The sequence below is a fragment of the Silvania hatchlandensis genome (assembly GCF_025564065.1).
Classification (GTDB): Bacteria; Pseudomonadota; Gammaproteobacteria; order Enterobacterales; family Enterobacteriaceae; genus Enterobacter; species Enterobacter hatchlandensis.
Genome location: NZ_JAMGZK010000050.1, coordinates 1 through 24,861, shown reverse-complemented (window position 1 = coordinate 24,861; position 24,861 = coordinate 1). Strand labels below are relative to the sequence as shown.

The following is a 24,861-nucleotide window of genomic DNA, read 5'->3' as shown; positions in this document are numbered from 1 at the left end:
GTTAGCAGGTAAAAAGATTTGTTCGTTGGAGCCTGGCCTATCCAGGCCTCCGTCGAAGACCGCAGGTGTCTCGAAAGAGACTTAATGCCCTGCGTAGACGGTGACAGAACGCTAAGATTATTTCTGATACTCTGGCTTGTTTCTGCTCACCGTATTAAGACGCTCTTCTCGTTGAGGAGAGTGAAGTGAGTTCCAGGGCATGAGCCCTGGCAAACATCCAGGAGCAAAGCTAATGGCTTTAAATCTTCAAGACAAACAAGCGATTGTTGCTGAAGTCAGCGAAGTAGCCAAAGGCGCGCTGTCTGCAGTAGTTGCGGATTCCCGCGGCGTTACTGTGGACAAAATGACTGAACTGCGTAAAGCAGGTCGTGAAGCTGGCGTTTACATGCGTGTTGTTCGTAACACCCTGCTGCGCCGCGTCGTTGAAGGTACTCAGTTTGAGTGCCTGAAAGACACGTTTGTTGGTCCGACCCTGATTGCATATTCTATGGAACACCCGGGCGCAGCTGCTCGTCTGTTCAAAGATTTCGCGAAAGCGAATGCAAAATTTGAGGTCAAAGCCGCAGCCTTTGAAGGTGAGTTGATCACGGCATCGAATATCGATCGCCTGGCAACCCTGCCAACCTACGAAGAAGCAATTGCACGCCTGATGGCAACCATGAAAGAAGCTTCGGCTGGCAAACTGGTTCGCACTCTGGCTGCTGTACGCGATGCGAAAGAAGCTGCTTAATAGCCGTTTTCTTTATCAAGTATTCGCTTACGTATAAACTTATTCTGATTTTCAGGAACAATTTAAATGTCTATCACTAAAGATCAAATCATTGAAGCAGTTGCAGCTATGTCCGTAATGGACGTTGTAGAACTGATCACTGCAATGGAAGAAAAATTCGGCGTTTCTGCTGCTGCTGCTGTAGCTGTAGCTGCTGGCCCAGCTGAAGCTGCTGAAGAAAAAACTGAATTCGACGTGATTCTGAAAGGTATCGGCGCGAACAAAGTTGCGGTAATCAAAGCTGTACGTGGCGCAACTGGCCTGGGTCTGAAAGAAGCTAAAGACCTGGTAGAATCTGCTCCAGCTGCGCTGAAAGAAGGCGTGAGCAAAGATGACGCAGAAGCACTGAAAAAATCTCTGGAAGAAGCTGGCGCAGAAGTTGAAGTTAAATAAGCCAACCCTTCCGGTTGCAGCCTGAGAAATTAGGCTGATGGCTGGTGACTTTTTAGTCACCAGCCTTTTTGCGCTGTAAGGCGCCAGTAGAGTTTCACACTGTTTGACTGCTGGCTGTCCTGACAATGCTTGTTTCTATCGACGACTTAATATACTGCGACAGGGTGCTCGCTCTGGGTAAATCGCAACGAAATGGTTTAAGCGTGATAGCAACAGGTATTGCGGAAAGTATTCAATTTTCCGATCAACAAAATGGTGTTGCACAAACTGTCCCTCAATGGACAGATGCGTCGACTTGTCAGCGAGCTGAGGAACCCTATGGTTTACTCCTATACCGAGAAAAAACGTATTCGTAAGGATTTTGGTAAACGTCCACAAGTGTTGGACATACCTTATCTCCTTTCTATCCAGCTTGACTCGTTCCAGAAGTTTATCGAGCAAGATCCTGAAGGGCAGTACGGTCTGGAAGCAGCCTTCCGTTCAGTATTCCCAATTAAAAGCTACAGCGGTAATTCAGAGCTGCAATACGTCAGCTACCGTCTTGGCGAACCGGTGTTTGACGTTCAGGAATGTCAAATCCGTGGCGTGACCTACTCGGCACCGCTGCGCGTTAAGCTGCGTCTGGTGATCTACGAGCGCGAAGCGCCGGAAGGCACCGTTAAAGACATCAAAGAACAAGAAGTCTACATGGGCGAAATTCCGCTCATGACCGACAACGGTACTTTCGTCATCAACGGCACTGAGCGTGTTATCGTTTCCCAGCTGCACCGCAGCCCGGGCGTCTTCTTCGACAGCGATAAAGGTAAAACGCACTCATCCGGTAAAGTACTGTATAACGCGCGCATCATTCCTTACCGTGGTTCCTGGCTGGACTTCGAGTTCGATCCGAAAGACAACCTGTTTGTCCGTATCGACCGTCGTCGTAAACTGCCGGCCACCATCATTCTGCGTGCGCTGCAATACACCACTGAGCAGATTCTTGATCTGTTCTTTGAGAAAGTTGTCTTCGAAATTCGTGACAACAAGCTGCAAATGGAGCTGGTGCCTGAGCGTCTGCGTGGTGATACCGCATCGTTCGACATCGAATTTGACGGCAAAGTATATGTGGAAAAAGGTCGCCGTATTACTGCGCGCCACATCCGTCAGCTGGAAAAAGATGAAATCAAACACATCGAAGTTCCGGTTGAATACATTGCTGGCAAAGTGGCTGCAAAAGACTACGTTGATGCATCAACTGGCGAGCTGATCTGCCCGGCTAACATGGAGCTGAGCCTGGATCTGCTGGCTAAGCTGAGCCAGTCTGGTCACAAGCGTATCGAAACGCTGTTCACCAACGATCTGGATCACGGCGCGTACATGTCGGAAACGATTCGCGTCGACCCAACTACCGATCGTCTGAGCGCGCTGGTAGAAATCTACCGCATGATGCGTCCTGGTGAGCCACCAACTCGCGAAGCGGCTGAAAGCCTGTTCGAGAACCTGTTCTTCTCCGAAGACCGCTACGATCTGTCCGCGGTTGGTCGTATGAAGTTCAACCGTTCTCTGCTGCGTGATGCGATTGAAGGTTCCGGTATCCTGAGCAAAGAAGACATCATCGAAGTGATGAAGAAGCTCATCGATATCCGTAACGGTAAAGGCGAAGTGGATGATATCGACCACCTCGGCAACCGTCGTATCCGTTCCGTAGGCGAAATGGCGGAAAACCAATTCCGCGTTGGCCTGGTACGTGTAGAGCGTGCGGTGAAAGAGCGTCTGTCTCTGGGCGATCTGGATACCCTGATGCCTCAGGATATGATTAACGCCAAGCCTATCTCTGCAGCAGTGAAAGAGTTCTTTGGTTCCAGCCAGCTGTCTCAGTTTATGGACCAGAACAACCCGCTGTCTGAGATCACGCACAAGCGTCGTATCTCTGCACTCGGCCCAGGCGGTCTGACCCGTGAACGTGCAGGCTTTGAAGTTCGAGACGTACACCCGACTCACTACGGTCGCGTGTGTCCTATCGAAACGCCTGAAGGTCCAAACATCGGTCTGATCAACTCCCTGTCCGTGTACGCACAGACTAACGAATATGGCTTCCTCGAGACGCCGTATCGTAAAGTGACTGACGGTGTTGTTACCGACGAAATTCACTACCTGTCTGCTATCGAAGAAGGCAACTACGTTATCGCTCAGGCGAACTCCAACCTGGATGACGAAGGCCACTTTGAAGAAGACCTGGTAACCTGCCGTAGCAAAGGCGAGTCGAGCTTGTTCAGCCGCGACCAGGTTGACTACATGGACGTTTCCACCCAACAGGTGGTTTCCGTCGGTGCGTCCCTGATCCCGTTCCTGGAACACGATGACGCCAACCGTGCCCTGATGGGTGCGAACATGCAACGTCAGGCGGTTCCAACTCTGCGTGCTGATAAGCCGCTGGTGGGTACCGGTATGGAACGCGCTGTTGCCGTTGACTCCGGTGTTACTGCGGTTGCTAAACGTGGCGGTACCGTTCAGTACGTTGATGCTTCCCGTATCGTTATCAAAGTTAACGAAGACGAGATGCACGCGGGCGAAGCGGGTATCGACATCTACAACCTGACCAAATACACCCGTTCTAACCAGAACACCTGTATCAACCAGATGCCATGTGTGTCTCTGGGTGAGCCAGTTGAGCGCGGCGACGTGCTGGCTGACGGTCCGTCCACCGACCTCGGTGAACTGGCGCTTGGTCAGAACATGCGCGTAGCGTTCATGCCGTGGAACGGTTACAACTTCGAAGACTCCATCCTCGTCTCCGAGCGTGTGGTTCAGGAAGATCGTTTCACCACGATTCACATCCAGGAACTGGCATGTGTGTCCCGTGACACCAAGCTGGGGCCAGAAGAGATCACTGCTGACATCCCTAATGTGGGTGAAGCGGCGCTCTCCAAACTGGATGAATCCGGTATCGTTTACATCGGTGCAGAAGTGACCGGCGGCGACATTCTGGTTGGTAAGGTTACGCCGAAAGGTGAAACCCAGCTGACGCCAGAAGAGAAACTGCTGCGTGCGATCTTCGGCGAGAAAGCGTCTGACGTTAAAGACTCTTCTCTGCGCGTACCTAACGGTGTTTCCGGTACGGTTATCGACGTTCAGGTCTTCACTCGCGATGGCGTAGAAAAAGACAAACGTGCGCTGGAAATCGAAGAGATGCAGCTGAAGCAGGCTAAGAAAGACCTGTCTGAAGAACTGCAGATCCTCGAAGCTGGCCTGTTTAGTCGTATCTACACTGTGCTGGTTGCCGGTGGTGTTGAAGCTGAGAAGCTCGACAAGCTGCCACGTGACCGCTGGCTCGAGCTGGGCCTGGCCGACGAAGAGAAACAGAATCAGCTGGAACAGCTGGCTGAGCAGTATGACGAACTGAAACACGAGTTCGAGAAAAAACTCGAAGCGAAACGCCGTAAAATCACTCAGGGCGACGATCTGGCACCAGGCGTGCTGAAGATTGTTAAGGTGTATCTGGCGGTTAAACGTCAGATCCAGCCTGGTGATAAGATGGCGGGTCGTCACGGTAACAAGGGTGTTATCTCTAAGATCAACCCGATCGAAGATATGCCGCACGATGCTAACGGTACGCCGGTAGATATCGTACTGAACCCACTGGGCGTACCGTCTCGTATGAACATCGGTCAGATCCTCGAAACCCACCTGGGTATGGCTGCGAAAGGCATTGGCGAGAAAATTAACGCCATGCTGAAGCAGCAAGAAGAAGTCGCGAAACTGCGCGAGTTCATCCAGCGTGCGTACGATCTGGGTACTGATGTTTGTCAGAAAGTCGACCTGAATACCTTCACCGATGACGAAGTGCTGCGTCTGGCAGAAAACCTGCGTAAGGGTATGCCAATCGCAACGCCAGTCTTCGATGGTGCGAAAGAGTCTGAAATCAAGGAACTGTTACAGCTGGGTGGCCTGCCAAGTTCTGGCCAGATCACTCTGTTCGACGGTCGTACTGGTGAGCAGTTTGAGCGCCAGGTTACCGTTGGCTACATGTACATGCTGAAACTGAACCACCTGGTTGATGACAAGATGCACGCGCGTTCTACCGGTTCTTACAGCCTGGTTACTCAGCAGCCGCTGGGTGGTAAGGCGCAGTTCGGTGGTCAGCGCTTCGGGGAGATGGAAGTGTGGGCGCTTGAAGCATACGGCGCAGCATACACCCTGCAGGAAATGCTTACCGTTAAGTCTGATGACGTGAACGGTCGTACCAAGATGTATAAAAACATCGTGGACGGCAACCATCAGATGGAACCAGGCATGCCAGAATCCTTCAACGTACTGTTGAAAGAGATTCGTTCGCTGGGTATCAACATCGAACTGGAAGACGAGTAACTCTCGCTCAAACAGGTCGCTGGTGCCGGGGTCATACCCGGCACCAGATTGTGCTAACTCCGACGGGAGCAAATCCGTGAAAGACTTATTAAAGTTTCTGAAAGCGCAAACTAAAACCGAAGAGTTTGATGCGATCAAAATTGCTCTGGCCTCGCCAGACATGATCCGTTCATGGTCTTTTGGTGAAGTTAAAAAGCCAGAAACCATCAACTACCGTACGTTCAAACCTGAGCGTGACGGCCTTTTCTGTGCGCGTATTTTCGGGCCAGTAAAAGATTACGAGTGCCTGTGCGGTAAGTACAAGCGCCTGAAACACCGTGGTGTGATCTGTGAGAAGTGTGGCGTTGAAGTGACCCAGACCAAAGTGCGTCGTGAGCGCATGGGCCACATCGAGCTGGCGTCTCCGACTGCCCACATCTGGTTCCTGAAATCTCTGCCGTCCCGTATCGGCCTGCTGCTGGATATGCCGCTGCGCGATATCGAACGTGTACTGTACTTCGAATCTTATGTTGTGATCGAAGGCGGGATGACCAATCTGGAACGTAACCAGATCCTGACCGAAGAGCAGTACCTGGACGCGCTGGAAGAGTTCGGTGACGAATTCGACGCCAAGATGGGTGCGGAAGCAATCCAGGCCCTGCTGAAAAGCATGGATCTGGAGCAAGAGTGTGAAACTCTGCGTGAAGAGCTGAACGAAACCAACTCTGAAACCAAGCGTAAAAAGCTGACCAAGCGTATCAAGCTGCTGGAAGCGTTCGTTCAGTCTGGCAACAAGCCAGAGTGGATGATCCTGACCGTTCTGCCGGTTCTGCCCCCAGATCTGCGTCCGCTGGTTCCGCTGGATGGTGGTCGTTTCGCGACGTCTGACCTGAACGATCTGTATCGTCGCGTCATTAACCGTAACAACCGTCTGAAGCGTCTGCTGGATCTGGCTGCGCCAGATATCATCGTACGTAACGAAAAACGTATGCTGCAGGAAGCGGTAGACGCCCTGCTGGATAACGGTCGTCGCGGTCGTGCGATCACCGGTTCTAACAAGCGTCCTCTGAAATCTTTGGCCGACATGATCAAAGGTAAGCAGGGTCGTTTCCGTCAGAACCTGCTCGGTAAGCGTGTTGACTACTCTGGTCGTTCTGTAATCACCGTAGGTCCATACCTGCGTCTGCATCAGTGCGGTCTGCCGAAGAAAATGGCACTGGAGCTGTTCAAACCGTTCATCTACGGCAAGCTGGAACTGCGTGGCCTCGCCACCACCATCAAAGCCGCTAAGAAGATGGTTGAGCGTGAAGAAGCTGTCGTTTGGGATATCCTGGACGAAGTTATCCGCGAACACCCGGTACTGCTGAACCGTGCACCAACACTGCACCGTCTGGGTATCCAGGCATTTGAGCCAGTACTGATCGAAGGTAAAGCTATCCAGCTGCACCCGCTGGTTTGTGCGGCTTATAACGCCGACTTCGATGGTGACCAGATGGCTGTTCACGTACCGCTGACGCTGGAAGCCCAGCTCGAAGCGCGTGCGCTGATGATGTCTACCAACAACATCCTGTCCCCGGCGAACGGCGAACCAATCATCGTTCCGTCTCAGGACGTTGTACTGGGTCTGTACTACATGACCCGTGACTGTGTTAACGCCAAAGGCGAAGGCATGGTGCTGACTGGCCCGAAAGAAGCTGAGCGTATTTATCGCGCTGGCCTGGCCTCTCTGCATGCGCGCGTTAAAGTGCGTATCACTGAGCACGAAAAAGACGCTAACGGTGAATTCGTTGCGAAAACCAGCATTATCGACACGACTGTAGGCCGTGCGATTCTGTGGATGATCGTTCCGAAAGGTCTGCCTTACTCCATCGTCAACCAGGCGCTGGGTAAGAAAGCCATCTCCAAAATGCTGAACACTTGTTATCGTATTTTGGGTCTGAAACCGACCGTTATCTTTGCTGACCAGACCATGTACACCGGCTTTGCTTATGCAGCGCGTTCAGGTGCATCTGTTGGTATCGATGACATGGTGATCCCAGAGAAGAAATACGAGATCATCAGTGAAGCAGAAGCTGAAGTAGCCGAAATCCAGGAGCAGTTCCAGTCTGGTCTGGTTACCGCAGGCGAACGCTATAACAAAGTTATCGATATCTGGGCAGCGGCGAACGATCGTGTCTCCAAAGCGATGATGGATAACCTGCAGACCGAAACCGTTATTAACCGTGACGGTGTAGAAGAGCAGCAGGTTTCCTTCAACAGCATTTACATGATGGCCGACTCCGGTGCGCGTGGTTCTGCAGCACAGATTCGTCAGTTGGCTGGTATGCGTGGTCTGATGGCGAAGCCAGATGGCTCCATCATCGAAACGCCGATCACCGCGAACTTCCGTGAAGGTCTGAACGTACTCCAGTACTTCATCTCCACGCACGGTGCGCGTAAAGGCCTTGCGGATACCGCACTGAAAACAGCGAACTCCGGTTATCTGACGCGTCGTCTGGTTGACGTTGCGCAGGATCTGGTTGTGACCGAAGACGATTGTGGCACCCTCGAAGGTATCACCATGACTCCGGTTATCGAGGGTGGTGATGTTAAAGAGCCACTGCGCGATCGCGTATTGGGTCGTGTGGCTGCTGAAGACGTTCTGAAGCCGGGTACCGCGGATATTCTGGTTCCACGTAACACGCTGCTGCACGAGCACTGGTGTGATCTGCTGGAAGAGAACTCCGTTGACTCCGTCAAAGTACGTTCCGTCGTATCCTGTAACACCGACTTTGGTGTTTGTGCGCACTGCTATGGTCGTGACCTGGCGCGTGGCCACATCATCAACAAAGGTGAAGCAATCGGCGTTATCGCGGCACAGTCCATCGGTGAGCCGGGTACTCAGCTGACGATGCGTACGTTCCACATCGGTGGTGCGGCATCTCGTGCGGCTGCTGAATCCAGCATCCAGGTGAAAAACAAAGGTAGCATCCGTCTGAGCAATGCGAAGTCGGTTGTGAACTCTGCCGGTAAGCTGGTTGTTACTTCGCGTAACACCGAGCTGAAACTGATCGACGAATTCGGTCGTACCAAAGAGAGCTATAAAGTGCCTTACGGTGCGGTAATGGGCAAAGGTGATGGCGAGCAGGTTGCAGGCGGCGAAACCGTAGCAAACTGGGATCCGCACACCATGCCAGTTATCACCGAAGTAGCGGGCTTTATTCGCTTCACCGACATGATCGACGGTCAGAGTATTACTCGTCAGACCGACGACCTGACCGGTCTCTCTTCGCTGGTGGTTCTGGATTCTGCAGAACGTACCGCGGGCGGTAAAGATCTGCGTCCAGCGCTGAAAATCGTTGATGCTAACGGTAACGACGTTCTGATCCCGGGCACCGACATGTCGGCTCAGTACTTCCTGCCGGGCAAAGCGATTGTTCAGCTGGAAGATGGTATTCAGATCGGGGCGGGTGACGCTCTGGCGCGTATTCCTCAGGAATCCAGCGGTACCAAGGATATTACCGGTGGTCTGCCGCGCGTTGCGGATCTGTTCGAAGCACGTCGTCCGAAAGAGCCGGCAATCCTGGCTGAAATCACAGGTATCATTTCCTTCGGTAAAGAGACCAAAGGGAAACGTCGCCTGGTGATCACGCCTCTGGATGGCAGCGAAGCGTACGAAGAGATGATTCCAAAATGGCGTCAGCTCAACGTGTTTGAAGGTGAACGTGTAGAACGTGGTGACGTGGTTTCCGACGGTCCGGAAGCACCGCACGACATTCTGCGTCTTCGTGGTGTCCACGCGGTAACGCGTTACATCACCAACGAAGTACAGGACGTTTACCGTCTGCAAGGCGTTAAGATCAACGATAAGCACATCGAAGTTATCGTTCGTCAGATGCTGCGTAAAGCCACCATCGTGAATGCCGGTAGCTCCGACTTCCTCGAAGGTGAGCAGGTTGAATACTCTCGCGTCAAGATTGCTAACCGCGATCTGGAATCGAACGGCAAACTCAGTGCGACCTTCGCACGTGACCTGCTGGGTATCACCAAAGCGTCTCTGGCAACCGAGTCCTTCATCTCCGCGGCATCGTTCCAGGAGACCACTCGTGTGCTTACCGAAGCAGCCGTTGCGGGCAAACGCGACGAACTGCGCGGTCTGAAAGAGAACGTTATCGTGGGTCGTCTGATCCCGGCCGGTACCGGTTATGCGTACCACCAGGATCGTATGCGCCGTCGCGCAGCAGGCGAAGCGCCAGCTGCACCGCAGGTGACTGCTGAAGATGCATCTGCCAGCCTGGCAGAGCTCCTGAACGCAGGCCTGGGCGGTTCTGACAACGATTAATCGTTTAGTCAGCCCATAAAAAAACCCGCTTCGGCGGGTTTTTTTTTGCCGGGTGCGCTGCGCTTACCCGGGCTACGGTTTAGGTCTGTTGTTTAGTTCACCAGCGGCAACCGGCGATATAACTCGATCATATCCCCCGCCAGATCCTGAATCACCATTGCATTCATCAGGTGATCCTGCGAGTGCACGGTGATCAGATTGACCGGAAGCTTGCCGGTGCCTTCATCCATACCGATCAGCTTCGTCTGGATGGTATGCGCATGCTTCACGAATTCGCGCGACTCTTCCATCGCCTTCTCGGCATCGGTAAAATTGCCTTTACGCGCCATCTGCAGGGCGGTTAACGCTGAACTACGGGCTGCGCCGGCATTCACCAGCAGCTCCATAATGATCGTTTCTAAATCTTCCATGCGTCACTCCAGCAGTTTGAGAGCTTTATCCAGCACGGCATCACCTTTCATCATGCCGTAATCCATCATGTCGATAACCGCGACCTTTTTGCCCAGCGGCTCGGCCTGAGCCTGAAGGTTTGCCAGCTCATATTTAACCTGGGGGCCCAATAACACGATGTCGGCTGCGGCGATTTCGTCTTTAAATTCAGCAACCGGTACGGCTTTAATGGTCACCTCGACGCCTTTCTTCTGTGCGGCGTCTTTCATGCGTTGAACCAGCATGCTGGTGGACATTCCCGCTGCACAGCATAAAACAATGTTCTTCATAGTCAGCCTCAATGTACATGTGTTTATTAATAATTATCGCGCGCCGTCTGCTTCAACAACCGCTTTACAACGGTTGTGTGTGAGTCATCACAAAGAAACCTGCTTTTTACTGAAACCGGTTACAACTGTTACAAAGATGAGAAGGCAGGGCGAAACGAGGAAGAAGCTTTCCGCCCTGGTCAGCGTCCTTTGCTGACAGGGCAAGAGTAAAAAAACGGGCATTGGCTGGCAATCGCCCGCCGATCACACTACGCGATGTCTCGTAATATTTTCATCATGTTACATATCCTCTCAGCGTAATTGCGAGGCGCGCCCCAGCCAGCTGTCCCAGTCTTTCCATACCGGCTGTAAACCTTGATCGCTGAGCGCCCGGGCGACATCTTCCGGGCGGCGGTTATCGTGGGGGGCAAACTGTTCAAGCTCAGGGTGATCGTCGGCATAGCCGCCTGGTTGGGTTTTGGAAAAAGCGCTGACGTTGTTAATCGCCAGTGGAATAACGCGGTCGCGAAATGCCGGTGATTCACGGGTCGACAGAGACAGCTCCACCTCAGGCGCCAGCAGGCGAAATGCACAAATTGCCTGCACCAGCTGGCGCTCATCCATGATCGACGCGGGCTGAATGCCCCCGGCGCAGGGACGCAGACGCGGGAAGGAGACCGAGTAGCGGCTCTGCCAGTAGTGCTGTTGCAGCCACAGGAGATGTTCCGCCACCATATAGCTGTCGACCCGCCAGCTGTCCGAGAGCCCGGTCAGTGCTCCCAAACCGATCTTGTCGATCCCGGCGCGGCCCAGCCGATCCGGTGTCTCCAGCCGCCAGAAGAAGTCCTGCTTTTTGCCCTTCAGATGGTGCCGGGCATACACCGCCTCGTGATAGGTCTCCTGATAGACCAGTACGCCATCCAGGCCCAGCGTTTTCAGTTCGCCGTACTCCGCTTCTGACAAGGGTTGGACCTCCATCTGCAGGGAGGAGAACCGGCGGCGAATGGCAGGAAGATGACGACGAAAATAGTCCATCCCGACCTTACTCTGATGCTCGCCGGTGACCAGCAGCAGGTGCTCAAACCCCATCTCACGGATCGCTGCGCACTCGCGGGCAATTTCGGTTTCATCCAGCGTTTTGCGCTTGATAGCGTTGCTCATTGAGAACCCACAGTAGGTACAGTCGTTGGCGCACAAATTGGACAGATAGAGCGGCACGTAAAAACTCACCGTATTGCCAAAGCGCTGACGGGTCAGACGCTGCGCCCGCTGCGCCATTGGCTCCAGATACGCGCTGGCAGCAGGGGAGAGCAGTGCCATCATGTCTTCGCGGGTTGGATGACGGGCATTCAGCGCACGCTTAACGTCCGTCGGGGTTTTGCTGTTGATGCGCAGGCGAATGTCGTCCCAGTTAAGCGTACGCCAGCGATCGGTAAAGGTGCGCATCAGAACGCCTCCAGAAAACCGGTCAGTGGGCTGGTGGCCTCGGCTTCAAAACTGCGCAAACCGGGACCAGACTGGCGTGCCAGTACACCCGCTTCTACCGCCAGACGGAAGGCGCGCGCCATCATCACCGGGTCGTCAGCGACGGCAATCGCCGTATTAACCAGCACCGCATCGGCCCCCATCTCCAGGGCTTGCGTGGCATGGCTGGGCACGCCGATCCCTGCATCTATTACCACCGGGACGGTCGCCTGTTGAATGATGATCTCGAGCATCGCGCGGGTTTCCAGTCCCTGGCTGGAGCCAATTGGCGCACCGAGCGGCATCACCGCCGCGCAGCCTACCTCCTCCAGCCGCTTGCACAGCACCGGATCGGCCCCACAGTAGGGCAGCACCGTGAACCCCTGTTTTACCAGTTGCTCGGCGGCTTTCAGCGTTTCAATCGGATCGGGCAGTAGCCAGCGGGCATCGGGATGGATCTCCAGTTTAAGCCAGTGGGTGCCCAGCGCCTCGCGTGCCAGCTGCGCGGCGAACACCGCCTCTTCTGCCGTTTTGGCACCGGAGGTGTTTGGCAGCAACGTGACGCCCGCAGCGCGCAGCGGCACCAGAATGGCATCGTTGTGGTTACGCAGATCGACCCGCTTCATCGCCAGCGTCACCAGCTGGCTGCCGCTCTCTTTGAGAGCATCAATCATCAGTTGCGGCGAGGCGAATTTTCCGGTGCCGGTAAATAAATGAGAATCAAAAGTTTTATCCGCAATACGTAACATCTCAGCCTCCGGCAATCACCTGAAAGAGCAGGATCTGATCGCCTTCGCGCACCTGCTGAATATCCCACTGCTCGCGCGGCAGGATCTGTTGGTTAAGGGCCAGCGCCACCCCGGGCTTTAACTGGCGTAGCTGGTCGAGCAGGGTGGCGAGGGTTATGTCGTCCGCACACTGCATCGGTTCGTCGTTAAACAGGATCCGCATGGCGTCCTCCGCATACCGTACAGCCGCTGGCACGCTGTAGCGCTAACTTCCGCCAACTGCCTGCCCGGGCATCGAACAGCCGCAGCGTATTGCATGTGGTCTCAATCCCGCTGAGTAGCTTGATCGCCTCCAGCGCCTGCAGGGTTCCCATGACGCCCACTACCGGCCCGACGATGCCTGCGGTGCGGCAGTTACGCTGCGGCTCGCTATCATCCGGCCACAGGCAGCGGTAGCAGCCCTGCGTCCAGGGAGGGGTTAGCGTCATCAGTTGCCCGCCAAAACCCACGGCGCTGGCGGTGATGAGCGGGGTGTCGAGTGTTACGCAGGCAGCGTTAATCGCCTGCCGCGTTGCCATGTTATCGGTGCAATCCAGCACCAGGTCGGCCTGCGCCACCTGCTCGTTAAGCGCATCGCCTTCCAGACGTTGCTGTAACGCAATCAGACGGATATCTGGATTAAGCTGGGTCAGACGACGCTGTGTTACCTGCGCTTTCGGCTGATCCAGATCGTCGGTGGTAAATACAATCTGGCGCTGCAAATTACTCAGATGGACGTCGTCGTCGTCGGCCAGTACCAGCGTGCCGATACCTGCCCCGGTCAGATACAGCGCTGCCGGTGCGCCAAGACCACCCAGCCCCACAATCAGCACCCGACTGGCGAGCAGCTTTTGCTGCCCGTCGATGGCGATATCGTCCAGCAGGATCTGGCGGCTGTAGCGCATAAAGTCACGATCATTCATCGCCCACCCCCGCCCGTTGCAGTAATTGTGCCGTGGCCGCCTGCCAGTCATCGGCCTGAGTAATGGCGCTCACCACCGCGATGCTCCCGACGCCGGTCGCCAGTACCGCCGGGGCTCGCTCGAGGCTGATGCCGCCGATGGCGACGGTGGGATAATCCGCAAGTCGTTCGATATGCCGGGTCAGCTGCTCCAGTCCCTGTGGCGCGGAAGGCATCTGCTTGGTCCGGGTCGGGAAAACATGCCCGAGGGCGATGTAGGATGGACGCGCCGCCAGCGCCACGTCGATTTCCATGCCGTCGTGGGTTGAGACGCCGAGGCGTAATCCGGCGGCACGAATGGCCTCAAGATCGGTGGTCTCCAGATCCTCCTGACCCAGATGCACACCGTAAGCCTGATGCTTGATCGCCAGATGCCAGTAGTCGTTGATAAACAGGCGGGCGTCGTAGCGACGCCCCAGCTCAATGGCTGCCATGATGTCGGCTTCAACCTCGTCATCCTGTTTATCTTTGATTCGCAGCTGGATCGTTTTTACGCCTGCGGTCAGGAGGCGTTCAATCCACGCCACGCTGTCGACTACCGGATAAAGCCCCAGACGAAAGGGAACCGATGGGAAGTTGGGTTGATACATCACGCCTCCTCTTTTTTGAGGTAGATCTCGCCGCCTTTGGCGCGGAAGGATTCTGACATGTCGGCCATCCCCACCTCGATGGTCTGTTTCGCCGCGTAGTCGCGCACCTCCTGGCTGATTTTCATCGAGCAAAACTTCGGTCCGCACATGGAGCAGAAGTGGGCCACTTTGCCGGACTCCTGCGGTAGGGTTTCGTCGTGATAGGCGCGGGCGGTAAAGGGATCGAGAGCCAGGTTGAACTGGTCTTCCCAGCGGAATTCGAAGCGCGCTTTTGACATGGCGTTATCGCGGATCTGCGCCCCCGGATGACCCTTCGCCAGATCGGCCGCATGGGCGGCGATTTTGTAGGTGATCAGACCTTGCTTCACGTCCTCTTTGTTCGGCAGACCGAGATGCTCTTTCGGCGTGACGTAGCAGAGCATCGCGCAGCCAAACCAGCCGATCATTGCCGCGCCAATCCCGGAGGTGAAGTGGTCATACCCCGGAGCGATGTCGGTGGTCAGCGGCCCAAGGGTGTAAAACGGCGCTTCATGGCAGTGTTCCAGCTCCTCGGTCATGTTGCGGCGGATCATCTGCATCGGCACATGGCCCGGGCCTTCGATCATCACCTGCACGTCATATTCCCAGGCAATTTTGGTCAGCTCGCCCAGGGTGTGCAGCTCGGCAAACTGGGCTTCGTCGTTGGCGTCGCGAATGGATCCCGGACGCAGACCGTCGCCCAGCGACAGCGAGACGTCGTATGCGGCGCAGATCTCGCAGATTTCGCGGAAGTGCTCGTACAGGAAGTTTTCCTGATGATGGGACAGGCACCACTTCGCCATAATTGAGCCCCCACGGGAGACAATCCCGGTCAGGCGTTTGGCGGTCATCGGGACGTAGCGCAGCAGTACGCCCGCATGGATAGTGAAGTAGTCGACGCCTTGCTCTGCCTGCTCCAGCAGGGTATCGCGGAAGGCTTCCCAGGTGAGATCTTCGGCAATGCCGTTAACCTTTTCCAGCGCCTGGTAGATGGGAACTGTGCCAATGGGTACCGGGCTGTTACGCAGGATCCACTCGCGGGTTTCATGAATATAGCGTCCGGTGGAGAGGTCCATGACCGTGTCCGCACCCCAGCGGGTGGACCACACCAGTTTCTCCACCTCTTCTTCGATGGAGGAGGTGACGGCTGAATTACCGATGTTGGCATTCACTTTCACCAGGAAATTGCGGCCAATGATCATCGGCTCTGATTCCGGGTGGTTAATGTTGGCAGGAATAATCGCCCGGCCCGCCGCGACTTCGTCACGTACAAACTCCGGGGTGATGTTCTCCGGCAGGCGAGCGCCAAAGCCTTCGCCCGGATGCTGGTGGCGCAGCACTTCCCCGCGAATACGCTCACGACCCATGTTTTCGCGGATGGCGATAAATTCCATCTCCGGGGTCACGATACCCTGGCGGGCGTAGTGCAGCTGAGTCACGCACTTGCCGGCTCTGGCGCGTTTCGGCGTCAGCAGGCCGGTAAAGCGCAGTTCATCCAGCCCATCATCCGCCAGGCGTTCTTTGGTGTAAGCAGAGCTTTGCTCGTCTAGTGCTTCGCTGTCGTCACGGGCGTCAATCCAGGTCTGGCGCAGCTTTGCCAGCCCTTTTTGTACATTAATCGTCACCGCCGGATCGCCGTAAGGACCGGAGGTGTCGTAGACCGGTACCGCCTCGTTTTCTTCCCGCTGCGGATTGTCTTTGCTGCCGCCGATAAGCGTCGGGCTGAGCTGGATCTCGCGCATCGGTACGCGAATATCGTCCTGCGATCCGCTCAGATAGATACGTTTTGAGTTGGGGAAAGCGGTGCCTTCCAGGGTGTCGATAAAGTGTTGGGCGTGGGCGCGCTGTTCGCGACGGGTCATTTTTGTGGCAGACATAGCTCATTCCAGAAAGTGTAGGAAGTGGCTTGTCAGACGTCGGATGAAGCAAGAGAGGATCGCCCGGAGGGCGATGCAATAAATTGACTCTTGTTCCCTTCGCAGGTTTTAACCTGATCAGGTTCCGCGGATCCCGAATTAACGGTCTCAGCCCGGCTTTCGCACTGGGCACTCCGACAAGAATGTGCTCCCTTACAGCGGGAGCAGTGAATGTAAACTACGCGTTAACGATAAATAACTCAAGCCGGACGGGCGACGTTATCTTCGTTACTCGCTTTAAAATTGTGATCCAGCGCCAGCGCGATCAGGTTATCTTCCAGCGTAAATCGTTGCTCCAACGCCTCGCCGATATCGGAAAGTGCCTGCTGAAATTGCAGATAATTATCCTGGTCGATGGCGTTTTCGAGAGTGGAGTCGTAATAATCCATGATTTGCTGGGTATTGGCCTCCAGCTGGGGATACAGTTTGGTCGCGGCTAAAAGCGGACTGCTACCTTCCATTTCGCGAATAATACGTTCATAAATATTAAAATGACCGTTGGAAAGGTAATCGACAAGGCTTTGACAAAAATCATCCAGCGCTTTTTCGTTCAGGCGCATATAGGATTCTTTGCCAGGCTTAATGCCAACAAGGTTGTAGTAGGCAACAAGCAGATGTTTACGCACGTGCAGCCAGCGATCGACCAGTTTATTACTTCCGCCAACGCGCTCTGTCAGGTTTTCTAGCTGGTTTAGCATGTTTGACTCCGCAAGGTTAAGATTAAAAGCTGCCCACCCAAAATGTAATAGTAATGTTACCAACATGCCTGTGAAGCAAAGGTTGTGCAATAGATATGGATCGTATAATTGAAAAATCGGATCGTGGCTGGTGGTTAGTCAGCCATGAACAAAAATTATGGTTGCCCGGGGGAGAATTACCCCATGGCGAAGCGAAAAATTTCGATCTTGCGGGACAAGCCGCACTCAGTATAGGTGAGTGGCAGGGCGATTCTGTGTGGTTGATCCAACAAAATCGTTCCCATGAGATGGGATCGGTGCGGCAGGTGCTCGATCTTGATGCGGGCTTGTTCCAGCTGGCCGGGCGCGCCGTGCAACTGGCCGAGTTTTATCGTTCGCATCAATATTGCGGCTATTGCGGCCACACCATGCACCCGAGCAAAACCGAGTGGGCGATGCTCTGCAGCCACTGTCGCGAACGCTATTATCCGCAAATCGCCCCCTGCATTATCGTTGCTATTCGTCGTGATGATTCCCTTTTACTGGCGCAACACACCCGCCACCGTAACGGCGTTCACACCGTACTGGCCGGCTTTGTTGAAGTGGGCGAAACGCTGGAGCAGGCGGTCGCGCGCGAAGTGATGGAAGAGAGCGGTATCAAGGTGAAAAATTTGCGTTATGTCACCTCGCAGCCCTGGCCGTTCCCGCAATCGCTGATGACGGCTTTTATGGCCGAGTACGACAGCGGCGAGATTGTTATCGATCAGAAAGAGCTGCTGAGCGCCGACTGGTATCGCTATGACAATTTACCACTGCTTCCGCCGGCAGGCACCGTGGCGCGCCGCCTGATAGAAGATACGGTGGCAATGTGTCGGGCCGACGATGAATGACATGATACACTGGGGATAAGACGCTTAAGGAACTGCAAAAATGACCGAACTGAAGAACGATCGTTATCTGCGTGCGCTGCTGCGCCAACCCGTTGATGTCACCCCGGTATGGATGATGCGCCAGGCGGGCCGCTATTTGCCGGAATACAAAGCCACGCGCGCGCAGGCGGGCGATTTTATGTCGCTGTGCAAAAACGCAGAGCTGGCATGCGAAGTGACGCTCCAGCCGCTGCGTCGCTTCCCGCTGGATGCGGCGATCCTTTTTTCAGACATTCTGACCATCCCGGATGCAATGGGCCTTGGGCTCTATTTCGAAACGGGTGAAGGCCCGCGCTTCTCCTCACCGATTAAGTGCCAGGCAGACATCGATAATTTGCCCATTCCGGACCCGGAGCAGGAGCTTGGGTACGTGATGAACGCCGTGCGGACCATCCGCCGCGAGCTGAAAGGCGACGTGCCGCTGATTGGCTTCTCCGGCAGCCCGTGGACGCTGGCAACCTACATGGTTGAGGGCGGCAGCAGCAAAGCCTTTACGGTGATCAAAAAGATGATGTATGCCGATCCGCGGGCGTTGCATGCCCTGCTCGATAAGCTGGCGAAAAGCGTCACCCTGTACCTGAACGCACAAATTAAAGCGGGCGCTCAGTCGGTGATGATTTTTGATACCTGGGGCGGCGTGCTGACCGGACGCGATTATCAGCAGTTCTCACTCTACTACATGCACAAAATCGTTGATGGCCTGCTGCGTGAAAACGAAGGCCGCCGCGTGCCGGTGACTCTGTTCACCAAAGGTGGCGGTCAGTGGCTGGAAGCGCTGGCAGAGACCGGCTGTGACGCGCTGGGTATCGACTGGACGATGGATATAGCCGAGGCGCGCCGTCGCGTGGGCGACAAGGTGGCGCTGCAGGGCAATATGGACCCGTCTATGCTTTATGCGCCGGCTGCCCGCATTGAAGAAGAGGTCGCAACCATTCTGGCCGGATTCGGTCAGGGCGAAGGTCATGTCTTCAACCTGGGACACGGTATTCATCAGGATGTACCGCCAGAGCATGCGGGCGTGTTCGTGGAGGCGGTGCACCGACTTTCTGCTCAGTATCACCTGTAAGGAATTGCTATGGATCTTGCGTCATTACGCGCTCAGCAAATCGAACTTGCCGCCTCGGTCTCTCGCGAGGATCGGCTGGATAAAGACCCACCCACACTGATTGCGGGTGCGGACGTCGGGTTTGAGCAGGGCGGGGACGTGACGCGGGCGGCGATAGTGCTGCTGAAATATCCCTCGCTGGAACTTGTCGAATATCAGGTGGCGCGTATCGCCACCACCATGCCCTACATCCCCGGTTTTCTCTCCTTTCGCGAATACCCTGCGCTGCTGGCCGCGTGGCAGCAGCTGTCGCAAAAACCGGATCTGCTGTTCGTTGACGGGCACGGCATCTCTCATCCCCGTCGGCTTGGCGTCGCCAGCCATTTTGGCCTGCTGGTGGATGTCCCAACCATTGGCGTGGCGAAAAAACGCCTCTGCGGTAAGTTCGAACCGCTGTCGGCAGAACCTGGCGCGCTGGCGCCACTAATGGACAAAGGCGAGCAACTGGCGTGGGTGTGGCGCAGTAAGGCACGCTGCAATCCGCTGTTCATCGCGACCGGCCATCGCGTCAGCCTGGATAGCGCACTGGGATGGGTACAGCGCTGTATGAAAGGCTATCGGCTGCCAGAACCGACCCGCTGGGCCGATGCGGTGGCATCCGGGCGTCCGGCTTTCATTCGTTGGCAGGAAATTCAGCCCTGAATCAGGTAAACTGCCGCCAATTTCTGACTCTGAGAGTTCATCATGTTACAAAACCCGATTCATCTGCGCCTTGAGAAGCTGGAAAGCTGGCAGCATGTCACCTTTATGGCCTGTCTGTGCGAACGTATGTATCCAAACTACGCCATGTTCTGCAAGCAGACTGAATTTGGTGAAGGTCAACTGTATCGCCGTATCCTCGACCTGGTGTGGGAAACGCTGACGGTCAAAGATGCGAAGGTGAACTTCGATTCGCAGCTCGATAAGCTGGAAGAAGCGATCCCCGCTGCCGATGACTATGATGTGTATGGTGTCTATCCGGCGATTGATGCCTGTGTGGCACTCAGTGAGCTGATTCACTCGCGCCTGAGTGGTGAAACGCTGGAACATGCCATCGAAGTCAGTAAGGCCTCCATCACGACCGTTGCTATGCTGGAAATGACGCAGGAAGGTCGCGAAATGACCGATGAAGAGCTACGGTTAAACCCGGCGGTAGAGCAGGAATGGGACATTCAGTGGGAAATATTCCGCTTGCTGGCAGAGTGTGAAGAACGTGATATCGAGCTGATTAAAGGTCTGCGAGCAGACTTGCGTGAGGCAGGTGAGAGTAACATTGGTATAAATCTTAGCCAGTGAGACAATAAAACGTGATTTAACGCCTTTTTTGTCATACCTGTACTCTTCCCTTCTGCCCCCCGTCTGGTCTACATTTGGGGGGCGAAAATAAGTGGCTATCGGTGCGTGTATGCAGGAGAGTGCTTTTTTGGCATTTTCGTCGCACTCGATGCTTAGCAAGCGATAAACACATTGAAAGGATAACTTATGAACAAGACTCAACTGATTGATGTAATTGCGGACAAGGCTGATCTGTCTAAAGTGCAGGCTAAAGCTGCTCTGGAATCCACCCTGGCTGCTATTACTGAGTCTCTGAAAGAAGGCGATGCTGTACAACTGGTTGGTTTCGGCACCTTCAAAGTGAACCACCGCGCTGAGCGTACTGGCCGCAACCCGCAGACCGGTAACGAGATCAAAATCGCTGCAGCTAACGTGCCAGCATTTGTCTCTGGCAAAGCACTGAAAGACGCAGTTAAGTAAGACGCGTGGCAGTGAACAGTTTTAACGAGGGGGCGGTTTCGCCCCTTTTGTCTGTCTGGCGTCAGGCTCTGACGCTGGCAGGCATGCTGTTGCTGACTGCCTGCAGCCATGACTCCTCTCTGCCGCCCTTTACCGCCAGCGGATACGCTGACGATCAGGGTGCAGTGCGCATCTGGCGCAAAGATTCGGATGATGAAGTCCATCTGCTCTCTGCCTTCAGCCCCTGGCATAGCGGCAGCACTACAACCAGCGAGTACCGCTGGCAGGGCGACACGCTTACCCTTATCGAACTCAATATCTACAGCAAACCCCCTGAGCATATCCGGGTGCGTTTTGACGATCGCGGTGAGCTGAGCTTTATGCAGCGCGAAATCGGCGGTCAAAAGCAACAGCTCTCTAACGATCAGATTGCCCTGTACCGCTACCGTGCCGACCAAATCCACCAGACCAGTAACGCGTTGCGTCAGGGGCGAGTGGTGCTGCAGCAGGGGCGCTGGCATCCCGACGGCACCGTGACCTCATGTGAAGGCCTGACGCTGAAGCCGGATCTCGACAGCTGGGCGACGGAACATATTGCCCGCCGTCAGAGTCATTCATCAATGGAGGTGAGTGTCGCGTGGCTGGAAGCGCCGGAAGGTTCACAGCTGTTGCTGGTGGCGAACGAAGATTTCTGCACCTGGCAACCGACAGAGAAGAACTTCTGAGTGGAATTCCCTCTCCCCAATGGAGAGAGGGTTAGCATGAAGCGAGAAACTACTTCCCTTGCTCGCGGGCAATCGCACGATAACCAATATCCCTGCGGCTAAAGCTGCCGTCCCAGCGAATATCAGCCATTAACGCGTAGGCGCGCTGCTGGGCTTCTGCCACCGTATTACCCAGCGCCGTGGCACAGAGCACGCGGCCACCGTTGGTGAGCACGCGATCGTCGTCAGAAAGCGTCGTGCCTGCGTGGAACACTTTGCCACCGTCGACCTCTTCCAGCGGCAGGCCATGGATCTCGTCGCCGTTGTTGTAGTGACCCGGATATCCGCCCGCAGCAATCACCACGCCCAGAGAGGCACGCTCGTCCCACTCGGATGTTTTCTCGTCAAGCTTGCCCTCGCAGGCGGCCAGACACAGGTCCACCAGATCGGATTTCATGCGCAGCATGATCGGCTGAGTTTCCGGATCGCCAAAGCGGCAGTTGAACTCAATCACCTTCGGGTTACCCTGTGGGTCGATCATCAGACCGGCGTACAGGAAACCAGTATAGGTGTTGCCTTCTGCTGCCATGCCTTTCACGGTTGGCCAGATGATGCGTTCCATGGTGCGCTGGTGTACTTCGTCGGTGACAACCGGGGCTGGGGAGTAAGCGCCCATGCCGCCAGTGTTAGGACCGCTGTCGCCGTCGCCAACACGCTTATGATCCTGGCTGGTGGCCATCGGCAGCACATGCTCGCCGTCAACCATCACGATAAAGCTGGCTTCTTCACCGTCGAGGAACTCTTCGATGACAATACGATGGCCAGCATCGCCGAAAGCATTGCCGGCCAGCATATCCTGGACGGCATCTTCCGCTTCCTGCAGGGTTATCGCCACAATCACGCCTTTACCGGCAGCCAGACCGTCGGCCTTGATAACAATCGGCGCGCCTTTCTCACGCAGATAAGCCAGCGCAGGCTCCACTTCGGTAAAGTTTTGGTATTCCGCTGTCGGAATATTGTGGCGAGCAAGGAAGTCTTTGGTAAACGCTTTAGAACCTTCCAGCTGGGCTGCGCCTTCGGTTGGGCCGAAGATGGTCAGACCCGCCGCACGGAAGGCATCCACCACGCCGATCACCAGCGGGGCTTCCGGGCCCACGATAGTCAGATCGATTTTCTCGTTCTGGGCAAAGCTCAGTAGCGCCGGAATATCGGTCACGCCGATCGCGACGTTTTGCAGCGCAGGCTCCAGGGCAGTACCGGCGTTACCCGGAGCCACAAAGACCGTTTTCACCTGCGGCGACTGGGCCGCTTTCCAGGCCAGGGCGTGCTCGCGCCCGCCGTTACCAATCACTAATACTTTCATTGTCTGCTCCGGAAATTAATGGCGGAAGTGGCGCATGTCGGTGAAGATCATCGCGATGCCATGCTCATCTGCGGCCGCAATCACTTCGTCATCACGGATAGAGCCGCCAGGCTGGATAACACAGCTCACGCCAACGGCAGCTGCAGCATCAATACCGTCGCGGAACGGGAAGAAGGCGTCAGAGGCCATCGCGGAGCCTTTAACTTCCAGGCCTTCATCGCTGGCTTTGATCCCGGCGATTTTCGCGGAGTAAACGCGGCTCATCTGGCCTGCGCCTATGCCAATGGTCATGTTCTCTTTGGCATACACGATGGCGTTGGATTTCACGAACTTCGCCACTTTCCAGCAGAACAGCGCATCACGGAGTTCCTGTTCAGATGGCTGACGTTTGCTGACCACGCGCAGGTCATCTGCCGTTACCATCCCCAGATCGCGATCCTGAACCAGCAGGCCACCGTTAACGCGTTTGAAATCAAGGCCCGGCGCGCGCTCAGCCCACTGACCGCAGGTCAGGACGCGAACGTTCTGTTTAGCTGCAGTGATCTTCAGTGCTTCTTCTGTTGCCGATGGGGCGATAATCACTTCAACAAACTGGCGGGAGACAATGGCCTGTGCGGTTTGGGCATCCAGCTCGCGGTTAAAGGCGATGATGCCGCCAAAGGCGGACGTTGGGTCTGTTTTGTAGGCGCGATCGTAAGCATCCAGAATAGAGGTGCTGACTGCCACGCCGCACGGGTTGGCATGTTTCACGATAACGCAGGCTGGCTCGCTGAACTCTTTCACGCACTCCAGTGCGGCATCGGTATCGGCGATGTTGTTATAAGAGAGGGCTTTGCCCTGTACCTGCTGAGCAGTGGCCACTGAAGCTTCTTTGATCTCTTCTTCTATATAGAAGGCAGCGTGCTGGTGGCTATTCTCACCGTAGCGCATATCCTGTTTCTTAATGAAGTTCAGATTCAGGGTACGAGAGAAGCGGCCAGCAGGCTGGGTGGTCTCACCGTGATAGGCAGGAACCAGGCTACCGAAGTAGTTGGCGATCATGCTGTCGTAGGCGGCAGTATGTTCGAATGCTTTGATGGCGAGATCGAAACGGGTATCCAGCGTCAGGCCACCTTCGTTGGCGTCCATCTCTTTAATAATGGCGTCGTAGTCGCTGCTCTTCACCACGATAGCGACGTCTTTATGGTTCTTCGCGGCGGAGCGCACCATGGTTGGGCCGCCAATGTCGATATTCTCAACCGCATCTTCCAGCGAGCAGCCTTCACGGGCGACGGTCTGGGCGAACGGATACAGGTTAACAACAACCATATCGATCGGCGCAATTCCGTGTTGTTCCATAATCGCGTCGTCCTGGCCACGACGGCCCAGAATACCGCCATGCACTTTCGGATGCAGAGTTTTAACGCGCCCATCCATCATTTCAGGGAAACCCGTGTAGTCGGAGACTTCGGTTACCGGCAGACCTTTATCTGCTAACAGGCGGGCGGTGCCTCCTGTGGACAGCAGCTCCACACCACGTGCGGAAAGTGCCTGTGCGAATTCGATGATACCGGCTTTGTCAGAAACACTGAGCAGCGCGCGGCTGACTTTACGACCTTGTTGCATGGTAAATCCCCTGGATTTGACGATTACAGAGAGCGTTAGCTGAATTCTTCGCAAAAAACTCAGCTAACACCCCTCACGGAGCATCCTCGAGAAGCGCGAGCATTTTAACGAAAACGTTTGCGCAACGCTCGAGAATTTTCAAGTTTTCGATGTATTGTGGATAAGTCTGTGTGCAAAAAGGTATAAAGCGGGGTTTCGCTGTGGAATGCAGCAGTCAGTCATTTTTCTGCAATTTAACTGTTGCGGCCTGCGGAGAACTCCCTATAATGCGCCTCCATCGACACGGAACAACGGCAAACAAGCCGCCGGGTTGACAGGGGTTCAGAGATGAACGCCGACAGAGAAAAGCGAAAAATAAACGCTTGACTCTGAATGAGGAAAACGTATTATACGGGACCTCGCAACGGTGAGCTTGACGCCGCGTTGCACTGCTCTTTAACAATTTATCAGACAATCTGTGTGGGCACTCAAAGTGACATGGATTCTTAACGTCGCAAGACGAAAAATGAATACCAAGTCTCTGAGTGAACATACGTAATTCA

Annotated in this window: 21 protein-coding genes and 1 riboswitch; of the genes, 10 read left to right on the top strand and 11 right to left on the bottom strand. The window is 55.1% G+C overall.

Translation table 11 applies throughout. The features are described from left to right. Window positions 1–232: 232 nt before the first annotated feature. From rplJ to rpoC, 4 genes are all read left to right on the top strand, one after another. A complete protein-coding gene (gene rplJ / locus M8014_RS13250) occupies window positions 233–730 on the top strand; it encodes a 50S ribosomal protein L10 (RefSeq protein ID WP_271267017.1) in 498 nt (165 codons plus the stop codon). Between the two features lie 66 nt (window positions 731–796). Beyond that, entirely contained in the window at window positions 797–1,162 is a 366-nt protein-coding gene (rplL, locus tag M8014_RS13245) for a 50S ribosomal protein L7/L12 (protein WP_271282898.1), read from the top strand. A gap of 318 nt (window positions 1,163–1,480) precedes the next feature. Continuing rightward, a complete protein-coding gene (gene rpoB, locus M8014_RS13240; RefSeq protein WP_271282897.1) occupies window positions 1,481–5,509 on the top strand; it encodes a DNA-directed RNA polymerase subunit beta in 4,029 nt (1,342 codons plus the stop codon). A gap of 76 nt (window positions 5,510–5,585) precedes the next feature. Beyond that, window positions 5,586–9,809: a DNA-directed RNA polymerase subunit beta' gene (gene rpoC / locus M8014_RS13235; protein ID WP_271282896.1), complete on the top strand. Its 4,224-nt coding sequence runs from the start codon at window positions 5,586–5,588 to the stop codon at window positions 9,807–9,809. A gap of 92 nt (window positions 9,810–9,901) precedes the next feature. On the opposite strand, the gene M8014_RS13230 is transcribed toward rpoC, so the two are convergent. The 9 genes from M8014_RS13230 to rsd form a co-directional block, all read right to left on the bottom strand. Continuing rightward, entirely contained in the window at window positions 9,902–10,219 is a 318-nt protein-coding gene (locus tag M8014_RS13230; RefSeq protein WP_271282895.1) for a PTS lactose/cellobiose transporter subunit IIA, read from the bottom strand. 3 nt (window positions 10,220–10,222) lie between these two features. Further along, complete coding sequence (locus M8014_RS13225; protein ID WP_271267022.1) at window positions 10,223–10,528, bottom strand: PTS sugar transporter subunit IIB; 306 nt, start codon at window positions 10,526–10,528, stop codon at window positions 10,223–10,225. Window positions 10,529–10,819: 291 nt separating this feature from the next. Continuing rightward, on the bottom strand, window positions 10,820–11,953 hold the full coding sequence (thiH, locus tag M8014_RS13220; protein WP_271282894.1) for a 2-iminoacetate synthase ThiH: 1,134 nt from the start codon (window positions 11,951–11,953) through the stop codon (window positions 10,820–10,822). Next, window positions 11,953–12,720 carry a thiazole synthase gene (thiG, locus tag M8014_RS13215; RefSeq protein WP_271282893.1) on the bottom strand — a complete coding sequence of 256 codons (768 nt, stop codon included), beginning with the start codon at window positions 12,718–12,720 and terminating at the stop codon, window positions 11,953–11,955. The genes thiH and thiG overlap by 1 nt, the downstream gene beginning before the upstream one ends. A gap of 1 nt (window position 12,721) precedes the next feature. After that, entirely contained in the window at window positions 12,722–12,922 is a 201-nt protein-coding gene (gene thiS / locus M8014_RS13210) for a sulfur carrier protein ThiS (RefSeq protein WP_271282892.1), read from the bottom strand. Further along, window positions 12,906–13,661 carry a HesA/MoeB/ThiF family protein gene (locus tag M8014_RS13205; RefSeq protein WP_271282891.1) on the bottom strand — a complete coding sequence of 252 codons (756 nt, stop codon included), beginning with the start codon at window positions 13,659–13,661 and terminating at the stop codon, window positions 12,906–12,908. The genes thiS and M8014_RS13205 overlap by 17 nt, the downstream gene beginning before the upstream one ends. Next, a complete protein-coding gene (gene thiE / locus M8014_RS13200; RefSeq protein WP_271282890.1) occupies window positions 13,654–14,289 on the bottom strand; it encodes a thiamine phosphate synthase in 636 nt (211 codons plus the stop codon). Before thiE ends, M8014_RS13205 begins: the two co-directional genes overlap by 8 nt. After that, entirely contained in the window at window positions 14,289–16,184 is a 1,896-nt protein-coding gene (thiC, locus tag M8014_RS13195) for a phosphomethylpyrimidine synthase ThiC (RefSeq protein ID WP_271282889.1), read from the bottom strand. Before thiC ends, thiE begins: the two co-directional genes overlap by 1 nt. A 77-nt stretch (window positions 16,185–16,261) precedes the next feature. Next, window positions 16,262–16,370, bottom strand: a riboswitch (TPP riboswitch). Window positions 16,371–16,423: 53 nt separating this feature from the next. Beyond that, window positions 16,424–16,921, bottom strand: coding sequence for a sigma D regulator (gene rsd / locus M8014_RS13190; protein ID WP_271282888.1), 498 nt, complete (start codon window positions 16,919–16,921; stop codon window positions 16,424–16,426). A gap of 95 nt (window positions 16,922–17,016) precedes the next feature. On the opposite strand from rsd, the gene nudC reads away from it, so the two are divergent. The 6 genes from nudC to M8014_RS13160 all read left to right on the top strand — a co-directional run bounded on the left by nudC (window position 17,017) and on the right by M8014_RS13160 (window position 21,372). Beyond that, window positions 17,017–17,790: an NAD(+) diphosphatase gene (gene nudC / locus M8014_RS13185; RefSeq protein ID WP_271282887.1), complete on the top strand. Its 774-nt coding sequence runs from the start codon at window positions 17,017–17,019 to the stop codon at window positions 17,788–17,790. Window positions 17,791–17,830: 40 nt separating this feature from the next. Beyond that, window positions 17,831–18,895 carry a uroporphyrinogen decarboxylase gene (gene hemE, locus M8014_RS13180; RefSeq protein ID WP_271282886.1) on the top strand — a complete coding sequence of 355 codons (1,065 nt, stop codon included), beginning with the start codon at window positions 17,831–17,833 and terminating at the stop codon, window positions 18,893–18,895. A gap of 9 nt (window positions 18,896–18,904) precedes the next feature. Then, window positions 18,905–19,576 (top strand): deoxyribonuclease V, encoded by a 672-nt coding sequence (gene nfi / locus M8014_RS13175; RefSeq protein ID WP_271282885.1) that lies wholly within the window; start codon window positions 18,905–18,907, stop codon window positions 19,574–19,576. Between the two features lie 42 nt (window positions 19,577–19,618). After that, window positions 19,619–20,209, top strand: coding sequence for a YjaG family protein (locus M8014_RS13170; protein ID WP_271282884.1), 591 nt, complete (start codon window positions 19,619–19,621; stop codon window positions 20,207–20,209). 186 nt (window positions 20,210–20,395) lie between these two features. Then, the gene (gene hupA / locus M8014_RS13165) at window positions 20,396–20,668 is read left to right on the top strand and encodes a nucleoid-associated protein HU-alpha (RefSeq protein WP_032615913.1); all 273 of its coding nucleotides are present in this window, start codon (window positions 20,396–20,398) and stop codon (window positions 20,666–20,668) included. 11 nt (window positions 20,669–20,679) lie between these two features. Continuing rightward, entirely contained in the window at window positions 20,680–21,372 is a 693-nt protein-coding gene (locus M8014_RS13160) for a DUF1481 domain-containing protein (protein WP_271283094.1), read from the top strand. 49 nt (window positions 21,373–21,421) lie between these two features. Here the strand turns inward: M8014_RS13160 and purD are convergent, their stop codons facing one another. Next, the gene (purD, locus tag M8014_RS13155) at window positions 21,422–22,714 is read right to left on the bottom strand and encodes a phosphoribosylamine--glycine ligase (RefSeq protein WP_271282883.1); all 1,293 of its coding nucleotides are present in this window, start codon (window positions 22,712–22,714) and stop codon (window positions 21,422–21,424) included. Window positions 22,715–22,729: 15 nt separating this feature from the next. Further along, window positions 22,730–24,319, bottom strand: a complete 1,590-nt coding sequence (gene purH / locus M8014_RS13150) for a bifunctional phosphoribosylaminoimidazolecarboxamide formyltransferase/IMP cyclohydrolase (RefSeq protein ID WP_271282882.1) — start codon at window positions 24,317–24,319, stop codon at window positions 22,730–22,732. Between the last annotated feature and the right edge of the window lie 542 nt (window positions 24,320–24,861).